We start from the raw sequence: 26,942 nt of genomic DNA, 5'->3' as shown, positions 1-26,942 counted from the left end.
CTTGGTTTTCCGGAGATTCGCCCTCCGGGTGACGCCCGGAACCGGATCCGCGCCCGGCCGCCCGGGGCGAGACTCCCGACGGCCGGACGAGGATCCGAACAAGGGCGTCGATACCGCACCGCACGCTGTTTTGACGGAAACTCTCATGTAAAAATTTGCTCGGCATTCCGCCTATAGGCTTCCGTTTCGTGCCGAAACGATCATCGACTCTCTGGGGGGCGGCGATCCTGGTCGCCTTGATTCCCGATATCCATTTCTGGATCAGGACGATGCTGTCCGGCACAGAGGGCGGCGGGGGTGTCTGGATCGCGTCCGCTCTTTGCGAGGGACGCCGGATCGACCTGTGGCTGGACGAGCTGCTCGACCCGGTCTGGGACCTCCCGCTCCTGTGGTTCGGATCCGTGCCGCTGATCGTCCTCGCCTGGGGAAGCCGGTCTCTGAGCGGGCGGGCCGGACGTCCCTGGATCGGCCGGATCCTGGGACGCCTCGCCGCCGTGGTGATGATCGTTCGCCATCTCCCGTCCCTGCTGCTGCTCGTGATCGACATATCCGCCGATCCCGGGTGCGGGGTCATCTGGGGACCGGGGCTGACGAACTGGGGTGTCACGAGGGATCTCTGCGGCCTGGTCGCCGCGATCCTGGTGCTCCTCGCGGTCCGTGCCTCCCGTACTCCGGGAAACGGCCTCACCCGTACGGCGATCGCGGTGCCGCTGGTGATCGTGGTGCTCCTCGGCGCGGTGGGCGACGTCGCGCGGGGGAAGGTGAGCGACGCGTCGGCGCTCGACTGCGCCGGATTCGGCGACGGCACCGTCTCGGGGCTGGATGAGAGCGAGAAGGAGTTCCTGTGCCGGGTCCGGGACGACTACCAGTGGGGCATACCGGAGCTCGAGGACATGCCCGACCGTGATCTTCTCGCGTACGGCCGCGGGCTGTGCGACCTGGCGGTGCGCCTCGGAGGAGGCGACGTCGACGCGCCCGCCGCGGCGGAGGCGATCGGCGAGCTGCACAGCCACTCGCTGGCGGGGGCGCTGAGCCTGCTGTGTCCCAAGGTGGCCGAGGTGCAGCGGGAGAAGGCGCTGCGGGCGCAGGAGGAGAGTGACGCCTACTTCGCGGCGGCGGAGCGGAGCTGTGCCGCCCATCCCCGGCACCGGCCGAGGATCACACCGGTACGGCAGGTCCGCGAGACCATGTGGACGGAGTTCTGGGAAATCCACGCCTGGGACGAGGAGAACGAGGGCGCCGAGGTCGAAGGCCGGGTGGCCGACCTGGTGGCGAGCGCACCCGGCGCGCTGGGCATCTGGGCGGCGGACGAGATCGGCCACGCGTGCGTGACGGGGGAGTCCTACCGGCGCCGACCGCCGGTGGAGACCCGGGGCTGGGAGCAGGTCGTCGAGGTCGGCTACCGGAGTGGCGACGGGGTCCTGTCCATCGTGGACGGGGAGGGTGAGCGGCTCCCCGACCTCGCGGCCGGAGGGCCGGGAGGCTACCGGGTCCGGGTCCACGTCCGGGGACGCAAGGCCGTACGGGAGAACGTCGACGTTCCCGACGGCACCGTCCAACTGCTGATCATGGTGTTTCCCGGAAAGGAGAAGGAGCCCAGGATCTACCGCGATTCCCTGTCGTCCTGAGCTCAGAGGAGATAGCGGGCCAGGTCGGCGACGGGGTGCGGTCCGGAGAGCAGGTCGCGCAGGGTGTCCAGGTGGGTGCCGCCCGAGGTGTGGTGGGCGGTGAGGCCGGTGTCGTGGACGGCCCGCTCCCAGCCGTCGTCGTCGTTCGCCGCCTCCTCCAGCCGCCGCAGCACGCTCGCCCCGTCCGCCTCCCCGGCCAGCAGCGTCAGCAGGTGCGGCCACTGGACGGCGAGCGCCGCGAGCTTGGCGACCTCGCCGTCCGAGGCGGGGGCCGCCCCGGCGAGGGCGCGGCGGTAGGTCAGGAACGAGTAGAAGCGGAACACGTTCACGTACCGCTTGATCTCGCGCGGGTTGAAGAACGTCAGGGCCGGGAGCACGAACTCGATCGCCCGGTAGGCGTTCTCGTCGCTGTAGAGGTCGTCGAAGACCCGGTCCGCGGCCTCGCGGGTCGCCGCGCAGAGGCCGCCGACGGCGTCGGAGCACTCGATGCCCAGGGCGTCCTGCGCCAGCCGCGCCGCCTCGTCGAGGGTCGTCGTGGTCGGGCGCAGCGCCCAGATGGCGTCCTGCAATCGGCTCACCTGGACCGGGTCCGGCGGTTCCGCCGCCCGTGATCCGGGGTCGGGCGTCTCCGCCGGCGTTCGCGGCCCGAATCCCTGCAGCTCCATCGTCGCCCGCAGCCCGAGCCCCGGTATCGCCACCGGTGTCCGCGATCCGGGTCTCCGCGGTTCCGCCGGTGCCCGCAGTCCCGGCACGGCCGCTCCCGGTGGCGTGATGGTGCCGGGCGAGCCCGGTGTGACCGCGCCGAGGGGGGAGGGCCGTGCGGGAGGCAGGGGACCGCGCGAACGCGGCCCGGCCGGATCCGGTGGCGGGTCGAGCCGTTCCAGGGCGGCTGAGGGGCCCGCCGGACGCGGTCCGGCCGGATTCGGTGTCCGTGTGGTGTCCGGGTCCCGCGGCCACGAGGGACCCGCGCCCGCGGGAGCGGTACCCGCGCCCGCGGGAACGGCAGGAGGACCGGCGTGCACGTCGGGACCGTCCGAGGGGACGGTCGCGGGCCGCGCCGGGCCGGACACGCCCAGCAGGGCCCGTACGAAGGCGGGCAGCCGGTCGGCGTCGTCCAGCAGCGGCACGCTCAGCGGGAGCTGCACGATCTTCTCCAGGAACCGCCAGCCCAGGCCGGACCGCCCGCCGCCCGGCAGCGTCCCTGCCAGCTCCGGATAGGCCGCCTCGACGTGCGCCACGACCACCTCCGGCTCCATGGCCAGCACGAACACGCAGTTGGGGAACTCTCCGGCGAGGAAGAGGTTGATCGCCTCGATGACCTGCGCCACCGTTCCCGGCGAGCAGCGGTCCAGGTCGTCCACGAACACCACCAGCGGGCGCTCCCCGGTGGCGACGAGGTCGAGGACCTGCCGCATGTCGGTCTGCACCAGGTGCAGGAAGCCGGTCCTGGACCGGTACCCGGGGGTGGTCGCGACCTCGTTGACGAACCCGTCGGCCGCGCCGGGGCCGAGCAGGTCGGGTTGGGTGACCAGGCCGCGGAACGCGTTGTCCGCCGACTCCCCGAAGAACCGCGCCAGCCGTACGGCACCCGCCCCCACCACCAGCGCCGACCCGGCGGAGCCGACGGCCGCGGCGGCGTTTCCCAGGAAGGCGCCGAGCGTGGGCAGCAGCGCGGCGGCGGCCAGGAGCGCCCCGGTGAGGACGACGGTGGCGACCAGGCCGAGGGCCACCGGCGCCAGGCGGGTCATCGCCAGGTGGTAGGCGCGCCTGCGGACCGCCTCCCGGTCGATCCTGGACAGGTTCAGCTCCAGCCAGAACCGTTCCCGCTCGGCGCGGGGCAGCCGCCGGGTGACCTGGCTGATGATCTCGTGGGCCAGCCCGGCCCAGACCTGCTCGCCGCTCTGGTACATCCACGGGTTGAACCAGACTGTGGGCCGCCAGTCCGCCCGCCGCAGCGGGAGCGGGCCCGGCTCTGCCTGCCCGGAGCCCTCCCGGGGACGCCGTCCCGTCCTGGCGAGCACCTCGGCGTTGGTCAGCGTCCGCTCCGCGCGGGAGCCGGGCAGGTGGATCGGGGCGGGGTCGTCCCCGGCGGCCCCGGGGTCCAGCAGGTCCTGGATCATCCGCATCAGCGAGGTCTTGCCCGCGCCCCAGGGGCCCTTGACGCCGATCGTGAGCGGGGGCCGGGTCTCGGGGTGGCGGACGAACGCGGCGATGGCCTCGGCGTAGACCCGGTGCCCGAGCTGGTCCTCGGTGGTCCACCGGTCGGCGGTGAGCCTGGCCCGGGGCCGTACCGTCCGCAGCCCGGCCCGGCGGCGGCGCAGCAGCGCCGAGGTCTGCGCCCGCTCGGCCGCCGACAGCCGCGAGTGGCCGAAGGTCCGCACGTCCGGGTGGACGAACGTGGTCGTCTCGCCCAGCAGGCCCCACTGCCTCAGCTCGGCGGCGTCGCCGAGGATCTCGTCGATCGGCTCGTCCTCGTCGAGGAGGGCCGCCCTGCGCAGGATCTCCCTGGCGGGCTCGCTCAGGTGGAGTTCGTAGACCCGCCGGACGATCTCGATCCCGCAGGCGGGCGGGGCGTGGTCGCCGAGCCGCGCCAGGACGCGGGCGAAGGCGGCGTGCGGCACGGCGGCGGTGTCCCTCGCCGGGGTGAGGGCGACCCCCGCGACGGCCCCGTACGAGATCAGGATGGGCGTGCGGGCGGCCGAGGCCGCCGCGTAGCGGGCGAGCGTGTAGGCGTGCAGGTCCCCGACGCTGATCGTCCCGTCCCCGTCGAGGTCGGCGGCCCGCGTCGTGAGGCCTTCCGCGATGACGTCGGTCAGCGTGCGCACCGGGCCGGGTACCGTCTCGTCGAGCCTCAGCGTGAGGGTGAGGGCCGCCGCGGCCACCCTCGGCTCCCCGGCCACGGCGAGCTGCCTGACCGGTTCGGCGGAGCCGTCCAGGGCGCTCCAGCCGAAGTCGACGATCATCAGTACGGCGGCCGCCAGCGACTCGCCGACCTGCCGCCCGAACGCGCCGATCATCGATCCCAGCTGTCCCGAGGTCCAGCCGCCGTCGGCGGGCAGCCGGATCACCAGCAGGTCGCCCTCCCGCGCCGAGCGCAGCAGGTTCCACACGCGCTCGCCGTCCGCGCCGGCCCCCTCGCTGGTCTCGGCCTCGACGGTGAACCCCTCGGCACGCAGCGCGCTCGCCAGCCGCGCGTCCGGCGGGGCGGCGTGCGGCCCGATGGCGGAGGTGCCCGCGTCCGGCGAGGTCGAGGTCGAGGCAGAGAGCGGGGAGGAGGACGGGACGGGTGACGGTGGCGGGGCCGCGGCCGGGGGAGAGTCGAGGAAGACGAGGGCTCGGCGGGTGCCCACGTGGGGCGTGGTCTCGAAAACTGGATTCGCGAACGCGAGTCCCTCGCTCAACGGTCCTCCCGATCTGACGGCGGTCATCCCACTGTGGACGCGTCGGACGGGACAGATGGCGATCTTGGCGATAGGTCGACCTGTTTTGACGGATGTTTGCTCGCCGGTTTCCGCAAAGTTTGCGGCGGGGAGCCGGGGCGGCGCCACCTGCGGTGTCACTCACGACGGTGCCACCCGCGGTGTCGCTGACGGCGGTGTCACTCACGGCGGCGCCAGCGAGATCACCGGCCCCTTCCGCCGCCGGGCGACGCGGCCTCCCTGACGACCTCCGTCAGCTCCTCGCGCAGCCCGGCGAAGAGCGGGTCGGCGCGGGGATGGTCGCCGTACGGCAGGTCCGAGCCGCGGTCGAGGACCACCCGGCCCGGCCTGCCGCTCAGCGCGAGCACGCGGGTGCCGAGGTAGACGGCCTCGTCCACGCTGTGGGTGATGAACACCACCGTCGTGCCCGCCCGCCGCCACAGCTCGCGGACCTCCTCCTGCATGCGTTCCCTCGTGAAGGCGTCCAGGGCGGCGAACGGCTCGTCCATCAGCAACAGCGCGGGTCCCGGGGCGAGGGCGCGGGCGATCGCCGCGCGCTGCTGCATGCCCCCCGAGAGCTCGTACGGCCTGGCCCTGGCGACGTCGGCCAGCCCGGTCAGCTCCAGCAGCTCGGCCACCCGCTCGCGCCGCGCGGCCTTCGGCAGGCCGCGCAGCCCGAAACCGACGTTCCCCTCGACCGAGAGCCAGGGAAAGAGCCGGTGCTGCTGGAACACGTACCCCCTGGCCGGATCGGGCCCCGACACCGGCTTGCCGGAGGCCGTGATGGTTCCCGCCGACGGCGCGGTGAAGCCCGCCACCAGCCGCAGCAGCGTGCTCTTGCCGCACCCCGAGGGGCCCACGACCGTCACGAACTCCCCGGCGGCGATCTCCAGATCGATCGGGCCGAGGGCGTCGACCGTCCCGGCGCGCCCCCGGTAGGAGTGCGCCACCCCGGCGAGTGCGAGCGCCGTCTCCCGGGGGTCCGGGCTCCCGCCGGTCACCTCCGTGCTCACTTCGCTCGCGGTCCCGGGACCCGCGCCCGCGCGGGCGGTCTCAGCTTCCGGCGAAGGCATCCGCGAGCTCCTGCGTGGCCAGGCCCTTCTGGAAGACGCTCAGCTCCGGCACGGCGTCCACCTTCTTCTGGCCCTTGAGGAACTCGGCGGAGCTGCGCAGGTTCTCGGCGAACCTGCCGGGGGCCGAGGGGGTGCCGAGATACTCGGCGGAGCGCTGCTCGCCGGCGTCGAGGAGCACGAGCTGGCCGAGCTGGCGCGCGGCCTCCGCCGGATCGAGGTTGAGCTGGCGGCCGATGGCCGCGGCGGCGGCGTCCTTGTCGCTCCTGGCCAGCTTGACCGCGCGGTCCTGCTGCTGGAGCCACACGTGCAGCGCCTTCGGGTACTTCTTCGCGAAGTCGTCGCTCACCACCGCGAGGTCGGCGGTGAGCTTGCCCCGCCGGGCCAGCTCGCGGCTGGTGACCAGCGTCGTGCCGCCGTTCTTCTGCAGCTCGGCCAGGGTGGGCGTCCAGACGTAGGCGGCGTCGACGTCACCGCGCTGCCAGGCGGCCTGGATGTCCGGCGGCTCCATGTCGAGGATCTTCACGTCGGCCTCCGACAGCCCGGCCTCGGCGAGCGCGGCGAGCAGGCTGTAGTGGGTGGTCGAGGCGAAGGGGGCGGCGACCCGCTTGCCCGCGAGTCCCTTGACGTCGGTCACGCCGCCCCGGGCGACGAGCGCCTCGTTGTCCCCGATCACGTCGAAGATCCACGGCACCCGGTACGGGATGTTGAGCGGCGCCGACAGGCCACGGGTGACCGGGCTGCTGCCCGCCAGCCCGATGTCGAGCGATCCGGCGATCATCGCGGTGTTCACGTCACCGCCCGAGTCGAACCTGCTCCATGTGATCTTGGTGTTCGGCAGCGCCTTCTCCAGCCACTGCTGGTCCTTGACGATCAGATCCCCGTTGGGGATGAGCTGGTAGCCGATGCGCAGGGTCGCCGGGGAGCCGTCGGCGGCGGGCTTGGCCTCCTCCGTACCGGACCCGCAGGCGGTCAGGGCGAGGGCGGCGGCGGTGAGGGCGAGAATCATGCGTTTCATGGGGGTCTTTCCTAGGTACGGCCGCGCCAGGGCACCAGGCGGCGGTCCAGCGTTTGCAGGAGGAAGTCGATGAGCAGGCCGGACAGGCCGATGACGATGATCCCGAGCACCACCACGTCCGTCTGGTTGTAGCGCTGGGCGTCGCGGACCATGCCGCCGATGCCGGGCACGCCGTTCACGGTCTCGGCGGCGACCACGGTGGTGTAGGCGACGCCCACGGCCACCCGCACCCCCGTGATGATCTCGGGCAGCGCGCTCGGCAGCACCACCCGCAGCGGCAGCTCGTGCCGGCGGGCGCCCAGCGAGCGGGCCGCGTTCAGGTAGTCCTCGTGCACCCCGCGCACGGCGTCGGCGGTGGCCACCGCGACCGGTGGCAGCGCGGCCAGCAGCAGGAGCCAGATCTTGGGCTCCTCGTCGATGCCGAACCAGATCACCAGCAGGCTGAGGTACGCCAGCGGCGGCAGGGTGCGGACGAACGTGACCAGCGGTCCCAGCAGCGCGCGCAGCGTGGGGACCATGCCGATCAGCAGTCCCAGCGCGATGCCGCCCGTCACCCCGTACAGGCAGCCGAGCAGGATGCGCCGCAGGCTGGTGAGCAGGTGCTCCTGGAGGGTGTAACCACTCACCCCCTCGACGGTGGTGCGCAGGAACCGGTCCCAGACCGCGACGGGCTCCGGTACGAAGACCGGCGGCCAGATCCCGGCCATGGCCACGGCCTGCCAGATCGCGACCAGGGCGACGATCGCCCCGGCCCGCAGCGCCAGGGCCCGCCAGAGCCCCTGGCCGGGTTCGGCGCCGGGGACGTTCGCGCGGCGGGGACGGAGACGGGGAGGGGAGGTGAGAACGCTCACGGGACGAGCGCGGGAGCGGCCAGCCGGGGGAGGACGAAGTCGCCCACCCGCCAGGCCTCCTCCAGGTGCGGCCAGCCGGACAGGACGAACTCCGACAGGCCGAGCTCGGAGTATTCGCGGATGCGCTCGGCGACCTCCGCGTAATCGCCGACCAGCGCGGTACCGGCGCCCTCCCTGACCAGCCCGACCCCCGCCCAGAGGTTGGGCGAGATCTCGAGCGCGTCCGCGGAACCTCCGTGGAGGTCGGTCATGCGGCGCTGCCCCACGGAGTCCATCCGGGCGAACCGCGCCTGGGCGGCGGCGATCCTGCCCGGGTCCATGCCGTCGAGCAGGCGCCGGGCGTATGTCCAGGCCTCCTCGGCGGTGTCGCGGGCGATGACGTGCAGCCGGATGCCGAACCGCAGCTCGCGGCCCGCCTCGGCGGCGAGCCTGCGCATCCTGGCGACCCGTTCGGCGATCATCGCCGGGGGCTCGCCCCACATCAGGTAGACGTCCGCCCCGGCGGCGGCCACCCGCTCCGCGGCGGGGGAGGCCCCGCCGAAGTAGATGTCGGGGGTGTCGAGGAGCGGAGTGGCGAGCCCTCCCCCCGACACCCGGTAGTGGGCGCCCAGGTGGTCGAACGGTTCGCCCGCCCAGGTGCGCCTGAGCACCTCGATGAACTCGCCGGTGCGCTCGTAACGGGCGTCGTGGTCGAGGAAGTCGCCGTAGGCGCGCTGCTCCCCGGGGTCGCCGCCGGTGACCACGTTGAGCAGGAGCCGCCCTCCGCTGATCTCCTGGAGGGTCTGCGCCTGCTGGGCGAGCAGCGTGGGGAGGGTGAAGCCGGGCCGGAAGGCCACCAGCAGCTTGAGCCGCTCGGTCCGTGCCGCGACGGCGCTGCACGCCACCAGCGGGTCGGGGCAGCCCGCTCCGACCGGGGTCAGCGCCGCCTCGAAACCGGCCGCCTCGGCGGCGCGGGCCACCTGGGACAGGTAGTCGAGCGTCGCGGGCCTGGCCGCGGCGCCTCCCGCCGCGACGGTGGTCGTGGCGGGCCTGACGTGATGGCCGTCGCCGGTGGTCGGCAGGAACCAGTGCAAGCGCATCTTCGCCTCATAGGGCTCATACGGAACGGGTGGTGCCCCTGATATTAACCACATAATACCTATCTATAAATAGGGAATTAGGGCGAGGTCGGAGACGGTCCCTGAGCAGGGTCCTCGGGCTCGGGACCGACCGGCCGGGTTCCGCGAGGAGGCGGTCTCAGGGGTGAGAAGGCGGTCTCAGGGGTGAAGCGATCTCAGATCTCAGAGGTGAGGAGGCGATCTCAGAGGTCACGGGCCCAGATCTCCTCGACGAACTCTCCGCCGCCCGGGCCGCCCCGGCCCCGCTCCTTCTCGACCAGCTCGAAGCCCGCCGCCTGGTAGATGCGCCTGGCGCCCACCAGAACGTCCCTGGTCCACAGCACCATCCGCCGGTAGCCGGCGGCCCTGGCGAAGCGCACGCACTCGTCCACGAGCCGGGTGCCGACCCCCATGCCGCGCGCGGACGGCTCGACCAGCAGCATCCGCAGCTGCGCGGTCTCGTCGTCCTTGCGCACGCAGAAGACGCACCCGGCGCGCTCGCCGTCCACCTCGGCGATCCAGCCCGCCCCCCGCCGGGGGTCGTGGCCGTCCGCGTAGTCGGCCACGATCCTGGCCACCATCGCCTCGAAGTCCATCCCCCAGCCCTGCTCCTGGCCGTAGAGCGTGCCGTGCCGGTAGACCACCCAGCCGAGGTCGCCGGAGCGCGGCGGGCGGATGACGTACGGCCGGTCCGTCTTCGGCGCCCGGCCGAGGATCGCCTCGATCGTCGCCATGCTCGCGACCAGCCGCCCGCGGTCCTCGTCGGTCACCCCGGCCAGCAGCTCGCGTACCTCCTCCGCCGCGCGCTCGTCGAAGCCCGCGAACCTGGCCCTGCCCTCGGCGGTCAGCTCGACCACCTGCCGCCGCGCGTCGGCGGCGGACCGCTCGCGCACCACCAGGCCCTCGTCCTCGAACCTGCCGAGCATCCGGCTGAGGTACCCGGCGTCGAGCCCGAGCAGCCGCCGCAGGTCGCCCGTCTCCGTCCGGCCCGCCCGGTCCAGCTCGAACAGCACCCTCACCTCGGTCAGCGAGTAGGAGCTGTCCAGGACGCCCTGGTGGAGCAGGCCGATCAGCCTCGTGTAGAAGCGGTTGAAGGCGCGTACGTCCGCCACGTGTCTCTCCATGCTTGACAGCATCAACTAATTCATTGACGCAGTCAAAGAACTTGTCGACGTAGCCTCCTGTGAGATCGGCGGCCCGCTGCGCTAACTTCGCACTTTGGCTGAGAACGGATGATGAGCGGGGGCGGCGCGTGCCGCGCCCACGGCGGGAGCATGATGGCTGAGGTCGCGTACATCGGTGGATACACCCCGGACACCAACGGGTCCGGGCCGGGGATCACCCTGGTCGAGCTGGGGAGCCTCGCGCGGCTCGGGGAGACGGCGGCCTCCGGCCCCTCCTTCCTCGCTGTCCACCCCACCCTCCCGGTCCTCTACGCGGTGGGGGAGAGCGAGCGCGGCACGGTCTGCGTCTTCGCCCGCGCAGGGGACGGCACGCTGAGCCCGCTCGCGCAGCGGCCCAGCGAGGGATCGGCCCCCTGCCACCTGGCGGTGGACCCCACCGGCACGCGCCTCGCGGTGGCCAACTACGGCGACGGCACGGTCAGCGTGCACGGCATCGACGGCTCCGGCCTCCTGACCGACGTGTGGATCTTCCCCTACCGCGAGGGCGCCCACGCCCACCAGGCGGTCTTCGGCCCCGACGGGGTGCTGTACGTGAGCGACCTGGGCTCCGACGAGGTCCGCCGCTACCTGGTCGGGGAGGAGGTGGTCCCGCACCCCGCGGGTCCGGTGCGGCTCGCGTCCGGCATGGGCCCCCGGCACATGGCCTGGTCGGACGGCCACTGGTACGTGGCGGGGGAGCTGGACGGCACCGTGCGCGTCTACGAGGTCTCCGACGGCCTCGACGACTCCGACGACTCCGACGACTCCGACGACTCCGGCGCCTCGGGTGTCTCCGGCGAGGGGTGGCGCGAGGTCGCCGCCGTCCCGGCCAGCGGGGTCGACGGACACAACCAGCCCTCGCACCTGGAGGTCTCCGGCGGCCTCGTCTACGTCGCCAACCGGGGCCCCGACACGATCTCGGTCTTCGCGGGTCCCGGGCTGGAGCCGGTGGCGGAGGTCCCCTGCGGCGGCGTCTGGCCGCGGCACTTCGCCATCGCCGACGACCGCGTGTACGTGGCCAACCAGCGCTCGGACGGCGTCGCCGTGCTCCCGCTCAAGGGGGGCGTGCCGCAGCCCGTGGAGGAGCTCTTCGCCGTCGGCACCCCCTCCTGCGTGCTGCCCCTGCCCTAACATTTCCCTGGGGGCCTCCCGGGGCCTCCGGCCCGCTTCCGACATGCCTCCACCGGGCCCGCGCCGGGCCTCCGACGTGCGCGCCCGGCCGGACGCGGGGAGCCGGGTCCGCCGGGCGGCTCACCTGTCGATCATGGGAAAGGACATGTGAGGACTACTCCCCTTGGTCTAGACCACTGGGCGCATCTGCGGGCAGAATGCGTTGCGTCGGTGGCGAAAACCCGTCGCCGCACCGACCGTGCCACTTAGTCTGGCCATCTTGTCTCGAACTCACTACCGGAGGATGCCATGCGTATCGGAGTGCTCACCGGGGGCGGCGACTGCCCTGGCCTGAACGCCGTTATCCGCGCCGTCGTGCGCAAGGGAGCGGGCGTTCACGGGCATGAGTTCGTCGGGTTCCGCGACGGCTGGCGCGGTCCCCTCGAGGGCGACACCATGCCGCTTGACATCGAGGCCGTACGCGGGATCCTGCCGCGTGGCGGAACGATCCTTGGCTCTTCCAGGACCAACCCGATCAAGATCGAGGGCGGCGTTGAGAAGATCAAGGAAAACCTCGCGAAGGGCGGGGTCGACGCGCTGATCGCGATCGGCGGCGAGGACACCCTCGGTGTGGCCAAGCAGCTCTTCGACAAGGGCGTGAAGGTCGTCGGCGTGCCCAAGACGATCGACAACGACCTCAACGCGACCGACTACACCTTCGGCTTCGACACGGCCGTCAACATCGCCGTCGAGGCGATCGACCGCCTGCACACCACCGCCGAGTCTCACCACCGCGCGCTGATCTGCGAGGTCATGGGCCGTCACGCGGGCTGGATCGCCCTGCACGCCGGAATGGCGGGCGGCGCCAACGTCATCCTCATCCCGGAGAAGCCCTTCGACATCGACAAGGTCTGCGCCTACGTCGAGTCCCGCTTCAAGACGCGGTACGCGCCGATCATCGTCGTGGCCGAGGGGGCGCACCCGGTCGAGGGCCAGATGGCGCTGCAGGCGGGCGAGCTCGACGCCTTCGGCCACGTGCGGCTCGGCGGCATCGGCGAGAACCTCGCCAAGGAGATCGAGAAGCGCACCGGCAAGGAGGCCCGCACCACCGTGCTCGGCCACATCCAGCGCGGCGGCACCCCCACGGCCTTCGACCGGGTGCTGGCCACCCGGTTCGGCCTGCAGGCCATCGACGCGGTGCAGGAGGGCGACTTCGGCAAGATGGTCGCCCTGCAGGGCACCGACATCGTCAGGGTCGGCCTCGACGAGGCCACCAAGGAGCTGAAGACCGTGCCGGCCGGCCGCTACGAGGAGGCCGAGGTCTTCTTCGGCTGAGCCGGGACGCCCCGGAGTCCGCCCCCTGAGGCGTCTCTCCGGGGCGCCGGTAAGTGTTCTGCAAGCGGCCTCCCCTAGCCTCCCGACAGGGCGGCCGCCCGCGATTCCCCTCCATGTACGGCTTGCGCCTTGACCAGGCACCAGCGGGGGCGCAAGCCGTACATCATCGCCCTTGTGAGTCGAACAGCGACGGGCCCTTCCGCGCGGGAGCCGGCGGCGGGGCGACCGGCTCCCGGAGGTGGTCCTCGTCGCGGAGGCTCTCCAGTTTGGCCAGCAGGGCGGCGTCGTTCTCCATCTCCCGCTGCGACGGCGCCAGGATGACGGCCAGCAGCAGGCCGAGGGTGAGCAGGCTCACCAGGGCCAGCATGGGCAGCATGAAGTCGACGCCCCTGGCCCCCTCGACCGGCGTCAGCGAGATCAGGGGCCGCACCTCGAGCGCGAACATGCCGGTGTAGTGCATGCCGCAGACGGCCAGAGCCATGATCAGCGCGGCGCCGCCGGTGGCGAGCGCGCCGCTGACCCGCAGGGTGAACCAGAGCGCCACCGTCGACGCGGCGATCGCGATCAGTACCGAGAGCCCGACCAGCAGCGGGTCGTAGGAGACCTGCGCCGACATGTTCATCGCGAACATCCCGATGTAGTGCATGCCCGCCACGCCGAGGCCGGTGAGCACGCCGCCGGACAGCAGGGAGAGCGGCCTCTCGCCCTGGTAGGAGACCAGGAACAGGCCCACGCCCACGATGACGACCGCCAGGGCCGCCGAGCCGATCGTCAACGGCACGTCGTAACGGATCTGGCCACCGCCGACGGCGAAGCCCATCATGGCGACGAAGTGCATGACCCAGATGCCGGTGCCGCCGATGGACAGCGCCCCGCCCGCCAGCCAGCGGACCCGGGCCCCGCCCGTCGCCGCGCGGGCCTTGGCGGTGAGCAGAAGACCGAGCATGCATCCGACACTCGACATGACGTAGGCCAGCGCGGGGGTGAGCAGGCCATAGGAGAAGTGATCTACGTGGGACATGTTCCAGTTTCTGGTGAGAGAGAAATCAGGGGATTATTGCAGCTCGCGGCCTCTCCGGAGAAAGGCGCGGGCGGCCGATGACGGGAATCGAGGATCCGTTCTGGCGAGCGGTCGCGGTTTTCCGCGTCGCATCCCTCGGGTACGCGGCGGTCCTGCTCGTCCGCGCCGGAGGATATGCCCACCCGGTGACCGGCTGGCTGGTGATCGGCGTCATGGCACTGTGGACCGTGGCGACGATCTTCGCCTACTCCGTCAGGGAGCTGCGCGGCCGGCCCCTGCTCGCCGCCGACATGCTCGTGACGGTGGGCTGCCTGCTCGCCACTCCGGCCGTGCAGGGCGCCTACCAGCAGGGTAGCCTGCCGATCACCGGCACCTGGATGGGCGGGGCGGTGCTCGCCTGGGGAGTGTACGGCGGGCGGCGGCTGGGGGCGGTGGCCGCGCTGATCGTCTCGCTGGCCGATCTGTGGCTGCACGGCGTCCCCGGGGGCGGCTTCGAGATGCTGCCGATCAACGGAACCGTCCTGCTCTTCCTCGCCGGGGTGGTCGTCGGGCACGTGGCCCGGCTGGCCAAGAAGGCCGAGGAGCGCATGCAGCAGGCGATCGAGTTGGAGGCGGCCGGGCGGGAGCGGGAGCGGCTCGCCCGGGGAATCCACGACTCGGTGCTCCAGGTGCTCGCGCTGGTGCAGCGGCGCGGGCAGGAGATCGGCGGCGAGGCGGCGGAGCTGGGCAGGCTCGCGGGCGAGCAGGAGGCCGCGCTGCGCGAGCTGGTCAGGCTCAGGCCCGAGGCGTCCACCCTCGGCACCGCCGACCTGTGCGTCCTGCTGCACAGGTACGGCTCGGCCACGGTGACCGTCTCGGCCCCGGCGACCCCGCTGACCCTGCCCGCGGCCACCGCGGCCGAGATGGCCGCCGCGGTCGGGGCCGCCCTGGACAACGTCGCCCGCCACTGCGGGGCGCGGGCGCCCGCCTGGGTCTTCGCCGAGGGCGACGGCGGGCTGGTCACCGTGACCGTCAGGGACGAGGGGCCGGGCATCGCGCCCGGACGCCTGGAGGAGGCCGCCGCCGACGGGCGGCTGGGCGTGGCGCAGTCCATCCGGGGCCGCATCGCCGACCTCGGCGGCACGGTCACCGTGATCTCGGACCCGGGCCGGGGCACCGAGATCGAGATGTCGGTGCCGGCCGGGTGAAGAAGACCGGCCGGTCGGGACATGACAGCTCTAAGGTGGGCCAATGCGCGTGATGGTGGTGGACGACCACCCGATGTGGAGGGACGGGGTGGCCAGGGATCTGGCCGAGGCCGGGTACGAGGTCGTGGCGACGGTCGGAGAGGGGCGGCAGGCGGTCCGGGTGGCCGCGGCGGTCCGGCCCGAGCTGGTCGTGCTCGACCTGCAGCTGCCCGACCTGCCGGGGGTCGAGGTGGCCAGGAGGCTGGCCGCGTCGGAGCCGCCGCCCCGGGTGCTGATGCTGTCGGCCAGCGGCGAGCAGGAGGACGTGCTGGAGGCCGTCAAGGCGGGCGCGTCCGGATATCTTCTGAAATCCGCGAGCAAGGAGGAGTTCCTCGACGCGGTCAGGCGCACCGCCGAGGGCGACGCGGTGTTCACCCCCGGCCTGGCGGGACTCGTCCTGGGGGAGTACCGCAGGCTGGCCGCCAGGCCCGCGCCCGAGACGACCCCCCGCCTGACCGAGCGGGAGACCGAGGTGCTCCGCCTGGTCGCCAAGGGCCTGTCGTACAAGCAGATCGCCGAGCGTCTCGTGCTCTCCCACCGGACGGTGCAGAACCACGTCCAGAACACGTTGAACAAGCTCCAGCTCCACAATCGGGTGGAGCTGGTCCGCTACGCGATCGAGCAGGGCCTCGACGAGTCGTAAGCGCGACTAAAGTGACAAGGTCGAGACGTTGTCTTTGCGTGAGGACGCGAGAGACTTGACCGTGGTACCCGGACCCCCGGGTCCTCCGGGTCTCCCTGACGTCCCCCGACTCCCCGTTCCCCTCGAAGTTCCACCGGAGGTCGCACCATGACCATGTCCGCCTTGGGCGAGCCCTGCGTTCTGCTCAAACTGGGCGAGGTCGTCCTCAAGGGCAACAACCGCGAGCTCTTCGAGCGCAGGTTGCAGGCCAACATCAAGGCCGCCCTGAAGGACGTCGGCGTCAAGGTCGACGTACGGCAGCGCCACGGTGTCATCGCGCTCTTCCTGCCGGACGGCAGTGGTGCGGAGATCGCCGACGCGGTCGCCGAGCGTGTCTCGTACGTCCCCGGCCTGGTCTGGGTGCACCGCGCCTGGCGGGTGGAGAAGGACCCCTCGGCGATCACCAAGGCCGCCATCGAGTTGCTGGCCGACCGCGACGACGTCAGGCGCGGCGTCTCCTTCGCGGTCCGCTCCCGCCGCCGTGACAAGCGCTTCCCGCTCACCTCGATGCAGCTGGACCGCTCGGTCGGCGGCGAGCTCAACGACATCTACGGCCTGCCGGTCGACCTGAAGCGCCCCGAGCTGGTGGTCTCCATCGAGGTCGACCGCGACGAGGCGTTCGTCTTCACCGGCGGGCAGCCGGGCCAGGGCGGGCTGCCGGTCGGCACCAGCGGCAGGGGCCTGGTGCTGATGTCCGGCGGCATCGACTCCCCGGTGGCCGCCTACCGGATGATGCGCCGCGGCCTGCGGGTCGACTTCCTGCACTTCTCCGGCATCCCCTTCACCACCTCGGAGTCCATCTACAAGGCGTACGCGCTGGTCAGGGCGCTCGACAAGTTCCAGGGCGGGTCCCGGCTGTGGGTCGTCCCCTTCGGCAAGGCCCAGCAGTCGATCAAGGCCTCCGGGCAGGACCGCCTGGCGATCATCACCCAGCGGCGCCTGATGCTGAAGACCGGCGAGGAGGTCGCCCGCCGCCTGCGCGCCGGGGCCCTCGTCACCGGCGACTCCCTGGGGCAGGTCTCCTCGCAGACCCTGCAGAACATCACCGCCCAGGACGACGCCGTCGACATGCCGATCCTGCGTCCCCTCATCGGCCTCGACAAGACCGAGATCATGGCCGAGGCCCGCCGCATCGGCACCCTGGCGATCTCCGAGCTGCCGGACGAGGACTGCTGCACGCTCCTGGCCCCCCGCAGGGCCGAGACCGCCGCGAAGCTCGTCGACCTGAAGAAGATCGAGCGCCGCCTCGACGCCGAGGAGCTCGCCGTCCAGCTGGCCGGGTCCCTGCAGGAGTACAGGCTCGACGCCTGAACCCCCGGGCACGCCCGGGGGAGGGCCGAGAGGTCAGGCGGGGGCCAGGAGGTCACCGGCGGCGACCTTGCCCAGCAGCGGCGGGAACCGCTCCATCACCCGGGCGAGCTCGTCCAGGTCGCCGTCGACCAGTGCCTGCGGGCCGTCGCAGAGGGCCTGCTCGGGGTGCGGGTGGACATCGATGATCACGCCGTCGGCGCCGGCCGCGATGGCCGCGCGGGTGAGCGGCAGGACCAGGTCGCGGTGGCCGCCGGAGTGGGACGGGTCGACGATCACCGGCAGGTGCGACAGCCGCTGGGCGAGCGGCACCGCCGAGACGTCCAGGGTGTTGCGGGTGGCGGTCTCGAAGGTGCGGATGCCGCGCTCGCACAGCACGATGTCGAGGTTGCCGCGCTGGGCGACGTACTCGGCGGCCATCAGCCACTCCTCGATGGTGGCGCTCATCCCGCGTTTGAGCATCACCGGCTTGCCGGCGGCGCCGACGGCCTGCAGCAGCGCGAAGTTCTGCGCGTTGCGGGTGCCGACCTGGAGCATGTCGGCGTAGGAGGCCACCAGCTCCACGTCGTCGGCGTCGACGACCTCGGTGACGACGGGAAGCCCGGTCTGCTCGCGCACGTCGGCGAGGATGCGCAGGCCCGCCTCGCCGAGCCCCTGGAAGGCGTACGGGGAGGTGCGGGGCTTGTAGGCGCCGCCGCGCAGCAGGGTGGCCCCGGCCGCCTTCGCCATCAGGGCGGCCTCCAGGGTCTGCTGAGGGGTCTCCACCGCGCACGGCCCGGCGATCAGGGTGACCGTGTCCGGGCCGATCGGCACGCCGCCGACGCGCACGGTGGACCGCTCGGGGTGGTTGTCGCGGCTCACCAGCTTGTACGGCGCGCTCACCCGCATCACGTCGGCCACCCCCGGCATCCCGCGCAGGTCCAGGGTGGCGAACTGGGCGATGTCGCCGACCAGGCCGATGATCGTGCGGCTCACGCCCCGGCTGACGAACGCCTCGCCGCCCGCCGTGCTGATGATCTTCACGATCGCCTCGACGTCCTCTCGCGTGGCGTCCGGGCCCATGACGATGACCATTTCTCTCCCTCTCGATCGCGCCGCCGGTGCCGGCCGATCCCGGCGGGCCCCGATGGTTTTCGTGGTTGTGACGTTCTCGGCGAAGGCCGGGAAAAGCAGAAGGCCCCGGGTCCGAAAACCGGACCCGGGGCCTTCTGTTCGCCAGGCTGTCAGCGCAGCATCTGGAGGCGAACGGTCCGACCTGAGGGTCCGTCGCCATACCAAAACCAGAACGTGGTGCGCATAGCGGCAAATGATAGCGCACGACGAGAACGCGCTCTCCCGTGACCCGGGGTCCGGAGGGGGAAGGGTGCAATGCGGTGGCCACCGAGGAGGTGGGAAACCGACGATGGCAGGATTACCCCGTGCCAGCGGGGAAACGGCGAGGGGAGTGACGGTGGAGCAGTCCGAATCGCCGGAGGAGCCTCGACTGCCCCCCGGCCAGTACGTCCCGCGGGGCAGGCCGGTGATCCACTACGGCCGGGTGCCCACCTTCCGCCCGGCGACCTGGCAGTTGCACGTCATGGGGGCGACCGCCTCGGGCGAGCAGCACCGCTTCACCTGGCCCCAGTTCTCCGAGCTGCCGCGCACCACGATCGTGGCCGACTTCCACTGCGTCACCAAGTTCTCGATCATGGGCAACGAGTGGAGCGGGGTGTCCACGGAGACGCTGATGAAGATCGCCCCGCCCGCGCCCGACGTGAAGCACGTGATGATCTGGGGTGAGTACGGCTACAGCGCCAACCTCCGGATAGGCGACTTCGCCCGCTCCCAGACGATGTTCGCGCTGGAGTTCGACGAGAAGCCCATCTCCCCGGAGCGCGGGTTCCCGGTGCGGATGGTCGTCCCGCACCTGTATGCGTGGAAGAGCGTCAAGTGGGTCCGCGCCGTGGAGTACCTGCTGGAGGACAAGCGCGGTTTCTGGGAGGAGCGCGGTTACCACAACATCGCCGACCCCTGGCGCGAGCAGCGCTACTCCTACCAGGAGGAGGCGGGCGAAGGTCCGCCGTCGTAGGAGGGGCGAGAAAACCGGCCCGCGCCGTGGTGGCGCCCGAGGGGAAGATTCGTGGACAAAAAAGAATTGGATCTGCTGTCTGCGGAGCTGCTCGAGGGAAACGCCAGAGAAAGGGGAGTGGATGACCTGATCGTGGCACTCAAGACGTCTGGGCGCTCGATGGTGGAATCCATCTACATAGTCTCCAAAGTGTTCTCCATGTCGCCGGCGGACGCCAAGATGTCGGTGGTGACCGGACCTTCCTGGTCGAAGGAGGGGGAAGGTCACGAGGAGTTCCATGGAAGGCTCGTCGGGGAACGCGTGGACGAGGCGTGATCCGTTCTTCCCCGGCCTCGGCGACGCGTTCCTGCAGGATGACCGGGATCTCGCGGAAGATGCTGCCGGTCACTCTCCAGGGGACGACTTCGTGCTCGCCTCGCCTGACCTCTTCGAGCATCTTGTCGATCCGGCGCTGGGCGAAGTCCCGGCCTGAGCGGTCCAGGTCCTGGACGATGTCGAAGATCTCCAGATTTGTCCGTAGGGTCATCTGGTCGCGGGCGTGAGCATGGACCTCGGGGAGTGGAGATCTTTCCCTCCCTTGGCGGAAGACGCGCGTACATGAATTTCGGCGCGCCGGCGCGGCGGCGTGTGATCGTCTCCGGGGTGGTCGGTTTTGGACGCCCCGAAGTATCCGGTTAATCCTTTTGCGGATACTCCAGTGATCGGCGTTCGCCCCTGATCAGAGGGACGGGTTGACTACGGTTCTCCGCATGTCGACCACCGGCTGGGTGCTGCTGTGCGCCTTCAGCACCCTCCTCGGATTCCTCCTGCCCCGCCCGCGCCGGCAGCACCCGGACCGTCCGGGCGGCCCGACGGACGAGGCCACCTTCCTCACCCTGCACATCGCGGCGATGGCGGCGCCCTCGCTGCGGGCCGGGCTCACCCGCGACTCCGCCCGCAAGGCGGTCCGCCACCTGCGTGCCCTGCTGGGCACCAGCGCCATCGCGGTCACCGACTCCGGCGGCCTGCTCGCCTGGGACGGCGAGGCGGGCTGCCATCGCGTCCACGCGCCCGAGCACGCCCGTACGGTCCTCACCTTCGCCCGCCCGCGCACGGTGGCCGAGGACGAGCTGGCCTGCGACACGCCGGGCTGCGCCATCCGGGGCGGGGTCGTCGTGCCGCTCACCGTCGACGGGCGGGTGGTCGGGGCGCTCGCCGCGTACGACACCGTGGTGAGCGCGGCGCTGGTGCGGACCGTCACCGAGGTCGGCCGGTGGGTCTCGGGACAGCTGGAGCTGGCCGAGGTCGACTCCTCGCGGCGGCGGACGATGGCGGCCGAGATGCGGGTGCTGCGCGCCCAGATGTCCCCGCACTTCGTCTACAACGCGCTGACCACCATCGCCTCCTTCGTCCGTACCGACCCCGACCGGGCGCGGGAGCTGCTGGTGGAGTTCGCCGACTTCAACCGGTACGCGCTGCGCCGGGCCCGCGACTTCGCCACCCTTGCCGAGGAGGTGCACTGCGTGGACCGCTACCTGCTTCTGGAACGTGCCAGGTTCGGCGACCGGCTCCACGTCACCCTCCGGATCGCGCCGGAGGTGCTGTCGCTCTCCGTCCCGTTCCTCTGCCTGCAACCCCTGGTGGAGAACGCCGTCAAGCGCGGGGTGGCCGCGGCGGGACGTCGCGGCGAGGTCCGGGTGGTGGTCAGCGACGCCGGTCCCGAGGCGCACATCAGCGTGGAGGACGACGGCCCGGGCATGCCTCCCGAGCGGACCCGGCCGCTCCTCGGCGGCGGCTCCCCGCACGAGGGCCCGCACGAGGACGAGGAGGGCGGGAGCGGGCTGGCCGGCGTGGACGTGCGGTTCCGCCAGATCTACGGCGAGGACTACGGCCTGGTCGTGGAGAGCGCCCCGAACGCGGGTACCACGGTGAGGCTCCGCGTTCCCAAGCTTCCCCGCCAATAGCTACATGTAGTCAAACTATTACCTGAAGTCGCCATGCGGCTTGCGGCGGATGTGGTTCAGGGGGCAGCGTAGGGTCATGTTGCGAGTCCTGGCCGTTGACGACGAGGTCCCCGCTCTTGAGGAGATCGCCTATCTCCTCCGCCAGGACCCCCGGATCGAGCACGTCTCCACCGCCGTGGGCGGCGTCACCGCGCTCCAGGACATGGTCCAGATGATCGGTACGGGCGAGCGGCTGGACGGGGTCTTCCTCGACATCCGGATGCCCGGCCTCGACGGCCTCGACCTGGCCAGGCTCATCGCGGGCTTCCCCAACCCGCCCCGGCTGGTCTTCGTCACCGCCCACGAGGAGTGCGCGGTGCAGGCCTTCGAGCTGGAGGCGGTCGACTACCTGCTCAAGCCGATCAGGGCCGACCGGCTGGCCGAGGCGGTGCGGCGCCTGGAGGCGCTGATCCCCGCGACCCCCGCGGCGGCCGACCCCGTGGCCGAGGACGTCATCCCGGTCGAGCTCGCCGGGCGGACGAGGTTCGTGCCGCAGCAGGCCGTCTGGTTCGCCGAGGCGCAGGGCGACTACGTCAGGCTGCACACCGACGAGGGCAGCTATCTGGTCCGCATGCCGCTGGCCGCCCTGGAGCGGCGCTGGGCCGGGTCGGGGTTCATCAGGGTGCACCGCAGCACGCTCGTCTCGGTGCGGCACGTGAGCGAGCTGCGCTTCGACGGTGGCCGGGTGATGCTCAGGGTGGGCACCGAGACGCTCCCGGTCAGCCGCCGCCACACCCGCCAGGTCCGTGAGCGGCTCATCCGCCAGTTCCGCGACCGCCCGGCCGTCCCCGGGGTGGCCCGGGGCAGGTCCCTGCCCTCCGCCGCCCTGCGCTAGCCGCGTCCCTTCCCGTTTCGTCCTCGCCCCCCTCCGGGCCGTACGGTCGCCGTACGGCCGCCGTGCGACCACGTCTTCGCCCAGGGCCTGCCTCGCGCTCCCACGCCCCCGTGTGGCGATTCACGCCCGGGTGGACCCCGGCACGCCCACTCCCGGGCGGCCGGACCGCCGGCCGTGTCTCCGATCGCCGCCCCGGCCGTGGCCCGGACGGCGTCCCGCGCTCGCCGCGGGCACCCTCGCCCGGGACGCCTGCCTGCCGTCGCCGGGCTCCCGGTCCCCGACCCCGCTCGCCGGCACGCGTTCCGCGCGCCCCACCCCCGGTTCCCCGTACCGGTGGTCCCACGGGCCGCAGAAGCCCCCGATCGACCGTTCGTCGTCCGCCGGCGGCCGTTCGTCGTTCCGGTACTCTCCGTACATCGACAACTACGAACCGTTAATCGCGCTGGGGGGAAAGCGCCGCTCACTCGTCTGGACGCGCCTCTAGTGTTCCCTCATCGGAGAGCGAGACCCGCCACGTCAGGGGGGACAGAGCCGGAAGGCTCGCACAAGACCTGACGCGCGGACATCGGGTGACCGTCGAGAGCCGGCGACATCCGGTCACTCGGCCGCCGGGTCCTTGGCCGGAAGGGGAGGGGCCGCCGATCTCCGATATGACGGGACGCCCGCGCCAGCCAGCGGGCCGGACCGTGATCCGGCCACACGGGGGCGGTCGGATCACGAGGACGGGCGTCCCGTCCGACCTCGCGGACTCCGGGGAGGCGGGCCCTTCCCGCCGGTGGTCACCGGCGGGCGGCCGGTCGCCGGATCAGGTGTCGCGCAGCTTCTTGAGCACGTCGATGTCCTCGCGGTGCTTCTCGGCACCGCCCGGCGTCTCGATGCAGAACGGCACCCCCGCCACCGCGGGGTGGCGCATCATCTCGGCGAAGGGGGCGGCGCCGATGCGGCCGGCGCCGATGTTCTCGTGCCGGTCCCTTCTGGAGGCGCACGGGTCCTTGGAGTCGTTGGCGTGGACCAGCTTGAGCCGCCCCGGGGCGATCGCGTGCAGGGCGTCCAGGGTCTCCTTGACGCCCTCGGAGGTCGACAGGTCGTGCCCGGCGGAGAAGACGTGGCAGGTGTCGAAGCAGATGCCCGCCTTCGGGTGCCAGTCGAGGGCCTCCAGGTAGGGCTCCAGGTCCTGGACGGTCGCGCAGAGCACCCCGCCCTGCCCGGCCATCGACTCCAGCAGCAGGTCGGGCCCGTCGTCGGGGATCTCCTCCAGGAGCGGCAGGAGGTGCTCGTGCAGCTGGCGCAGGGCGGCGTCACGGGTCTGGCTCACCGCCGACCCCGTGTGGATGACCACTCCCTTCGCGCCGATCGCGTGGCCGCGCAGCAGGTTGTGCCGCACGGTGGCCACCGACTTCTCCAGCGTCTCGGGGCTGGGAGACCCCACGTTGACGAGGTAGGAGGCGTGCACGAAGGACAGCATGCCCGACTCGCGCAGCTTGGCGTCCTGGGCGGGGTCGCCCGCGGCGAGCGCCCAGCCCCGGGGGTTGCTGACGAACACCTGGATCATCTCGGCGCCGATGTCCGCGGCGTACCGCAGCCCGCCCTTGGCGAGACCGCCGGTGACGGAGACGTGCCCGCCGATAGGGGAGAGTGAAGTCATAGTGAACCCATTTTAGGCGCCACCCGGGCGGTCGGCCTGTCCCGGCGATCGGTGTTCCTTATCGCCCGGCCTCACCCGCTGTCGCCTGCCGGCACCCGTCCTTCAGCGAGTTTGGAGCATGTTACGAAAATCTGGGGCAAATCATGGCTCACTTTGCGGTTCTTGGCGCTGGACCGCGCACACCGGCGGTGTGTGTACTGCTCACATGCGTAACGTGGACTCCGCGCCGAACTCCGCGCCGCCGGTCCCGGGGCTGGCCGCGTTCAACGCGCTGGGCGCCGAGGAGGCCGAGGCCGGGCTGCTGGCCTGCTGCGCCTGCCGGGCCTTCGCCCGGGAGGTGGCCGCGCTGCGCCCCTACCGCGACCTCGACCGGCTGGCCGAGGCGGCGGAGGCCGCCGTGCGGGGGCTGGACTGGTCCGGCGTCCGCGAGGCGCTGGCCGCCCACCCCCGGATCGGCGAGCCGCCCCGGGAGGGTGGTCCGGCGGCCGGTTCCGAGCCGCCCGGCCAATCGGGAGAACGCGTGGAAAGGCGCTCGGAAACGGAGGCGTCCTGGTCGCGGGGGGAGCAGGCGGGGGTCGACACGGCCGGGCGGGAGGTCCTCGACCGGCTGGCGGAGGGAAACCGCGCCTACGAGCGGCGGTTCGGCCACGTCTACCTGATCTGCGCCACCGGCCTGTCGGCCGGGGAGATGCTGGCCCGTCTCACGGAGCGGCTCGGCAACGACGAGGACACCGAGCGGGAGGTCGTCAGGGCCGAACTCGCGAAGATCACCCGGCTGCGGCTGGCGAAGCTCCTGGGAGCCGCCACATGAGCCCCGCGCCTCCGGGAGCCGTCACGGCCTCCGTACCCCTCGAAGACCGCGCGCCAGGGAAGGGTCCCGCATGAGCCTGTCCACCCACGTGCTGGACGCCGCCCTGGGCAGGCCCGCGGCGGGGGTCGCCGTACGCCTGGAAAGGGCCGGCGAGGTGCTCGCCGAGGGCGTCACCGACGCCGACGGGCGGATCGCGGGATGGACCTGCGGGGAAGGCGACCACCGCCTGGTCTTCGAGACCGGCGGCTACTTCGCCGCCCGCGCGGTGGAGGCCTTCTACCCCCGGGTCTCGATCGACTTCACGGTGGCGGACCCGCGGGAGCACCACCACGTGCCCCTGCTGCTCAGCCCGTTCGCCTACTCGACGTATCGAGGGAGCTAGCATGCCCGTCGTTCTCGGCCCCAACCGCTACGGCAAGGCGGAGACCCGCCTGGTCCGCGTCGTCAGGGACGGCGGCGTCCACCACGTCAAGGACGTCACCGTCGGCTCGGCGCTGTCCGGGGACATGGAGGCGGTCCACCTCACCGGCGACAACGCCGCGGTCCTGCCGACCGACACGCAGAAGAACACCGTGTACGCCTTCGCCAGGAAGTACGGCGTGGCGGAGATCGAGGACTTCGCGGTCCTGCTGGCCCGCCACTACGTGGAGTCGCAGCCCACCGTCCACCACGCCCGCGTGGAGATCGAGGAACACTTCTGGGACCGCATCCCGGTGTCCGAGGACGCCGCCGGGGAGCGCGGGCGGCACTCCTTCGTCCGCTCCGGCCGGGAGACGCGCACCTGCGCCGTCCACCACGACCGGGACGGCACCACCACCGTGGTCTCCGGGCTGAGGGACCTGGTGGTGCTCAACTCGACCGACTCGGAGTTCTCCGGCTTCATCGAGGACGAGTACACCACCCTCCCGCCCACCAAGGACCGCGTCCTGGCCACCGCCGTCTCGGCCCGCTGGCGGCACCTGCCCGGCCCGGCACCCTCGCCGGCGGCGTACGGGGAGTCGTACGACGAGGTGCGCCGCCACCTGCTCGGGGCGTTCGCCGAGACCTACAGCCTGTCGCTGCAGCAGACGCTCTACGCGATGGGCGAGCGGGTCCTGAACGCCCGCGAGGAGGTCTGCGAGGTGCGCCTGGCGATGCCGAACAAGCACCACTTCCTGGTCGACCTCACCCCGTTCGGGCTGGACAACCCCAACGAGGTGTTCTACGCGGCCGACCGTCCCTACGGGCTGATCGAGGGCAGTGTGCTCCGCGACGACGCCCCCGACGCCCGCTTCAGCTGGGAATGACGACGATGGACTTCCTGCGACCCGCCACGTGGGCGGAGGCACTCGCCGCCAGGGCCGACCGGCCCGACGCGGTGCCCATCCAGGGCGGTACCGACATGATGGTCGAGCTCAACTTCGACGTGCGGCGGCCCGGCGCGCTGCTCGACCTGAACCGGGTCGCCGAGCTCGCGGAGTGGAGCGAGGAGCCGGACGGCAGGCTCAGGGTCGGCGCGGGCGTGACGTACGCCCGGCTGATCGCCGAGCTGGGCGACCGGCTGCCCGGCCTGGCCCAGGCCTCCCGCACGGTCGGCTCGCCGCAGATCCGCAACCGGGGCACCGTGGGAGGCAACCTCGGCGCGGCCTCGCCCGCCGGGGACGGCCACCCGCCGCTGCTGGCCGGGGACGCGGTCGTCGAGGTCGAGTCCGCGGCCAGGGGCGTGCGGATGATCCCGGCCGACGGCTTCTACCTCGGGGTCAAGCGCAGCGCGCTGGAGGCCGACGAGCTGATCCGGGCGTTCTGGATGAGCCCCGCGAGCGGCCCCCAGTACTTCTCCAAGGTCGGCACCCGCAACGCCATGGTGATCGCGGTCTGCTCGTTCGCGATCGCGCTGCGCCCCGGCGAGCGCCGGGTCGGCACCGGCATCGGCTCGGCCGCCCCGACCCCCCGCCGCGCCGTCGCCGCCGAGGAGTTCCTCGCCGCCGAACTCGACTGGGAGGCGCGGCTCGACCCCGCGGTGCTCGGCCGTTTCGGGGAGCTGGCCGCCGAGGCCGCCTCGCCGATCGACGACGTGCGCGGCACCGCCGACTACCGGCGCCACGCCATCGCGGTGATGGCGCGGCGCACCCTCACCTGGGCGTGGAACGAGTTCCGCTCCGGACACTTCGAGAGGAGGGCCGGCTGATGCGCGTCACCTTCACCGTCAACGGCCGCACGGAGACCGCCGACGACGTCTGGGAGGGCGAGAGCCTCCTGTACGTCCTGCGCGAGCGGGTCGGCCTGCCGGGTTCCAAGAACGCGTGCGAGCAGGGCGAGTGCGGCTCCTGCACGGTCTACCTCGACGGGATCCCCGTCTGCGCGTGCCTGGTCGCGGCCGGGCAGGCCGAGGGGCGTCAGGTCCGCACCGTCGAGGGGCTCGCCGACGGCGACCGGCTCGACCCGATCCAGGAGGCCTTCGTCGAGTGCGGCGCCGTCCAGTGCGGCTTCTGCACCCCCGGCCTCCTCGTCCAGGCCCACGACCTGATCGAACGGGTCGGGCAGCCGTCCGACGCGGAGATCCGCGAGGCCCTGGCGGGCAACCTGTGCCGGTGCACCGGCTACGAGAAGATCCTCGACGCCGTACGCCTCGCCGCGGCGCGGAAGGCGGAGGCCTCGTGAGTCCCATCCTGATCGAGAACGTCCACGGGAAGG

The 26,942-nt window shown here is 72.1% G+C and carries 25 protein-coding genes; 16 read left to right on the top strand and 9 right to left on the bottom strand.

The annotated features are described in order from the left end of the window. Positions 1-269: 269 nt before the first annotated feature. Positions 270-1,628 (top strand): hypothetical protein, encoded by a 1,359-nt coding sequence (locus ACVCAG_RS02815; protein WP_440081865.1) that lies wholly within the window; start codon positions 270-272, stop codon positions 1,626-1,628. A gap of 2 nt (positions 1,629-1,630) precedes the next feature. On the opposite strand, the gene ACVCAG_RS02810 is transcribed toward ACVCAG_RS02815, so the two are convergent. The 6 genes from ACVCAG_RS02810 to ACVCAG_RS02785 all read right to left on the bottom strand — a co-directional run bounded on the left by ACVCAG_RS02810 (position 1,631) and on the right by ACVCAG_RS02785 (position 10,195). After that, positions 1,631-5,029: a P-loop NTPase fold protein gene (locus tag ACVCAG_RS02810; protein ID WP_440081866.1), complete on the bottom strand. Its 3,399-nt coding sequence runs from the start codon at positions 5,027-5,029 to the stop codon at positions 1,631-1,633. A gap of 221 nt (positions 5,030-5,250) precedes the next feature. Continuing rightward, positions 5,251-6,060 (bottom strand): ATP-binding cassette domain-containing protein, encoded by an 810-nt coding sequence (locus tag ACVCAG_RS02805; protein ID WP_440081868.1) that lies wholly within the window; start codon positions 6,058-6,060, stop codon positions 5,251-5,253. 40 nt (positions 6,061-6,100) lie between these two features. Next, entirely contained in the window at positions 6,101-7,135 is a 1,035-nt protein-coding gene (locus tag ACVCAG_RS02800) for an ABC transporter substrate-binding protein (RefSeq protein WP_440081870.1), read from the bottom strand. Between the two features lie 11 nt (positions 7,136-7,146). Then, positions 7,147-7,986, bottom strand: a complete 840-nt coding sequence (locus tag ACVCAG_RS02795; RefSeq protein WP_440081872.1) for an ABC transporter permease subunit — start codon at positions 7,984-7,986, stop codon at positions 7,147-7,149. Beyond that, entirely contained in the window at positions 7,983-9,065 is a 1,083-nt protein-coding gene (locus ACVCAG_RS02790; RefSeq protein WP_447189419.1) for an LLM class flavin-dependent oxidoreductase, read from the bottom strand. Before ACVCAG_RS02790 ends, ACVCAG_RS02795 begins: the two co-directional genes overlap by 4 nt. A 221-nt stretch (positions 9,066-9,286) precedes the next feature. After that, the gene (locus ACVCAG_RS02785) at positions 9,287-10,195 is read right to left on the bottom strand and encodes a bifunctional helix-turn-helix transcriptional regulator/GNAT family N-acetyltransferase (protein ID WP_447189418.1); all 909 of its coding nucleotides are present in this window, start codon (positions 10,193-10,195) and stop codon (positions 9,287-9,289) included. Positions 10,196-10,357: 162 nt separating this feature from the next. Between ACVCAG_RS02785 and ACVCAG_RS02780 the strand changes: the two genes are divergently transcribed. Together ACVCAG_RS02780 and ACVCAG_RS02775 are read left to right on the top strand one after the other, a co-directional pair. Continuing rightward, positions 10,358-11,377 (top strand): beta-propeller fold lactonase family protein, encoded by a 1,020-nt coding sequence (locus ACVCAG_RS02780; protein WP_440081877.1) that lies wholly within the window; start codon positions 10,358-10,360, stop codon positions 11,375-11,377. 288 nt (positions 11,378-11,665) lie between these two features. Further along, positions 11,666-12,691 (top strand): 6-phosphofructokinase, encoded by a 1,026-nt coding sequence (locus ACVCAG_RS02775; RefSeq protein WP_440081879.1) that lies wholly within the window; start codon positions 11,666-11,668, stop codon positions 12,689-12,691. Between the two features lie 163 nt (positions 12,692-12,854). Here the strand turns inward: ACVCAG_RS02775 and ACVCAG_RS02770 are convergent, their stop codons facing one another. Continuing rightward, a complete protein-coding gene (locus ACVCAG_RS02770; RefSeq protein ID WP_440081881.1) occupies positions 12,855-13,712 on the bottom strand; it encodes an MHYT domain-containing protein in 858 nt (285 codons plus the stop codon). A gap of 77 nt (positions 13,713-13,789) precedes the next feature. Here ACVCAG_RS02770 and macS point away from each other — a divergent pair, with 77 nt between their 5' ends. The 3 genes from macS to thiI all read left to right on the top strand — a co-directional run bounded on the left by macS (position 13,790) and on the right by thiI (position 16,931). Further along, positions 13,790-14,899, top strand: a complete 1,110-nt coding sequence (gene macS / locus ACVCAG_RS02765; protein WP_440081883.1) for a MacS family sensor histidine kinase — start codon at positions 13,790-13,792, stop codon at positions 14,897-14,899. Positions 14,900-14,951: 52 nt separating this feature from the next. Further along, positions 14,952-15,581: a response regulator gene (locus ACVCAG_RS02760; protein ID WP_440065467.1), complete on the top strand. Its 630-nt coding sequence runs from the start codon at positions 14,952-14,954 to the stop codon at positions 15,579-15,581. 147 nt (positions 15,582-15,728) lie between these two features. Further along, entirely contained in the window at positions 15,729-16,931 is a 1,203-nt protein-coding gene (gene thiI / locus ACVCAG_RS02755) for a tRNA uracil 4-sulfurtransferase ThiI (protein ID WP_440081885.1), read from the top strand. 33 nt (positions 16,932-16,964) lie between these two features. Here thiI and aroF read toward each other — a convergent pair whose 3' ends face one another. Then, a complete protein-coding gene (aroF, locus tag ACVCAG_RS02750; protein ID WP_440081887.1) occupies positions 16,965-18,002 on the bottom strand; it encodes a 3-deoxy-7-phosphoheptulonate synthase in 1,038 nt (345 codons plus the stop codon). A gap of 328 nt (positions 18,003-18,330) precedes the next feature. On the opposite strand from aroF, the gene ACVCAG_RS02745 reads away from it, so the two are divergent. The 5 genes from ACVCAG_RS02745 to ACVCAG_RS02725 all read left to right on the top strand — a co-directional run bounded on the left by ACVCAG_RS02745 (position 18,331) and on the right by ACVCAG_RS02725 (position 21,813). Then, positions 18,331-18,996 carry a molybdopterin-dependent oxidoreductase gene (locus ACVCAG_RS02745; protein WP_440081889.1) on the top strand — a complete coding sequence of 222 codons (666 nt, stop codon included), beginning with the start codon at positions 18,331-18,333 and terminating at the stop codon, positions 18,994-18,996. 51 nt (positions 18,997-19,047) lie between these two features. Further along, complete coding sequence (locus ACVCAG_RS02740) at positions 19,048-19,311, top strand: hypothetical protein (protein ID WP_440081891.1); 264 nt, start codon at positions 19,048-19,050, stop codon at positions 19,309-19,311. Beyond that, positions 19,274-19,468 (top strand): hypothetical protein, encoded by a 195-nt coding sequence (locus ACVCAG_RS02735; protein WP_440081892.1) that lies wholly within the window; start codon positions 19,274-19,276, stop codon positions 19,466-19,468. Before ACVCAG_RS02740 ends, ACVCAG_RS02735 begins: the two co-directional genes overlap by 38 nt. A 277-nt stretch (positions 19,469-19,745) precedes the next feature. Further along, the gene (locus tag ACVCAG_RS02730) at positions 19,746-20,939 is read left to right on the top strand and encodes a histidine kinase (protein WP_440081894.1); all 1,194 of its coding nucleotides are present in this window, start codon (positions 19,746-19,748) and stop codon (positions 20,937-20,939) included. Positions 20,940-21,015: 76 nt separating this feature from the next. Then, positions 21,016-21,813: a LytR/AlgR family response regulator transcription factor gene (locus tag ACVCAG_RS02725; protein WP_362676553.1), complete on the top strand. Its 798-nt coding sequence runs from the start codon at positions 21,016-21,018 to the stop codon at positions 21,811-21,813. Positions 21,814-22,618: 805 nt separating this feature from the next. Here the strand turns inward: ACVCAG_RS02725 and ACVCAG_RS02720 are convergent. After that, the gene (locus ACVCAG_RS02720; protein ID WP_440081896.1) at positions 22,619-23,458 is read right to left on the bottom strand and encodes a deoxyribonuclease IV; all 840 of its coding nucleotides are present in this window, start codon (positions 23,456-23,458) and stop codon (positions 22,619-22,621) included. A gap of 205 nt (positions 23,459-23,663) precedes the next feature. Between ACVCAG_RS02720 and uraD the strand changes: the two genes are divergently transcribed. The 5 genes from uraD to ACVCAG_RS02695 all read left to right on the top strand — a co-directional run bounded on the left by uraD (position 23,664) and on the right by ACVCAG_RS02695 (position 26,909). Then, positions 23,664-24,269, top strand: a complete 606-nt coding sequence (gene uraD, locus ACVCAG_RS02715; RefSeq protein WP_440081897.1) for a 2-oxo-4-hydroxy-4-carboxy-5-ureidoimidazoline decarboxylase — start codon at positions 23,664-23,666, stop codon at positions 24,267-24,269. 70 nt (positions 24,270-24,339) lie between these two features. Next, complete coding sequence (gene uraH / locus ACVCAG_RS02710) at positions 24,340-24,651, top strand: hydroxyisourate hydrolase (protein WP_440081898.1); 312 nt, start codon at positions 24,340-24,342, stop codon at positions 24,649-24,651. A gap of 1 nt (position 24,652) precedes the next feature. Next, positions 24,653-25,555, top strand: a complete 903-nt coding sequence (gene pucL, locus ACVCAG_RS02705) for a factor-independent urate hydroxylase (protein ID WP_440081899.1) — start codon at positions 24,653-24,655, stop codon at positions 25,553-25,555. A gap of 5 nt (positions 25,556-25,560) precedes the next feature. Further along, positions 25,561-26,436, top strand: a complete 876-nt coding sequence (locus ACVCAG_RS02700) for an FAD binding domain-containing protein (protein WP_440065181.1) — start codon at positions 25,561-25,563, stop codon at positions 26,434-26,436. Continuing rightward, a complete protein-coding gene (locus ACVCAG_RS02695; protein WP_440065180.1) occupies positions 26,436-26,909 on the top strand; it encodes a 2Fe-2S iron-sulfur cluster-binding protein in 474 nt (157 codons plus the stop codon). The genes ACVCAG_RS02700 and ACVCAG_RS02695 overlap by 1 nt, the downstream gene beginning before the upstream one ends. The last annotated feature ends 33 nt before the right edge of the window (positions 26,910-26,942 follow it).

Source organism: Streptosporangium sp. G12 (assembly GCF_052983175.1).
The sequence above is the reverse complement of the archived record's forward strand: the minus strand, read 5'-3'. Positions and strand labels throughout refer to the sequence as shown.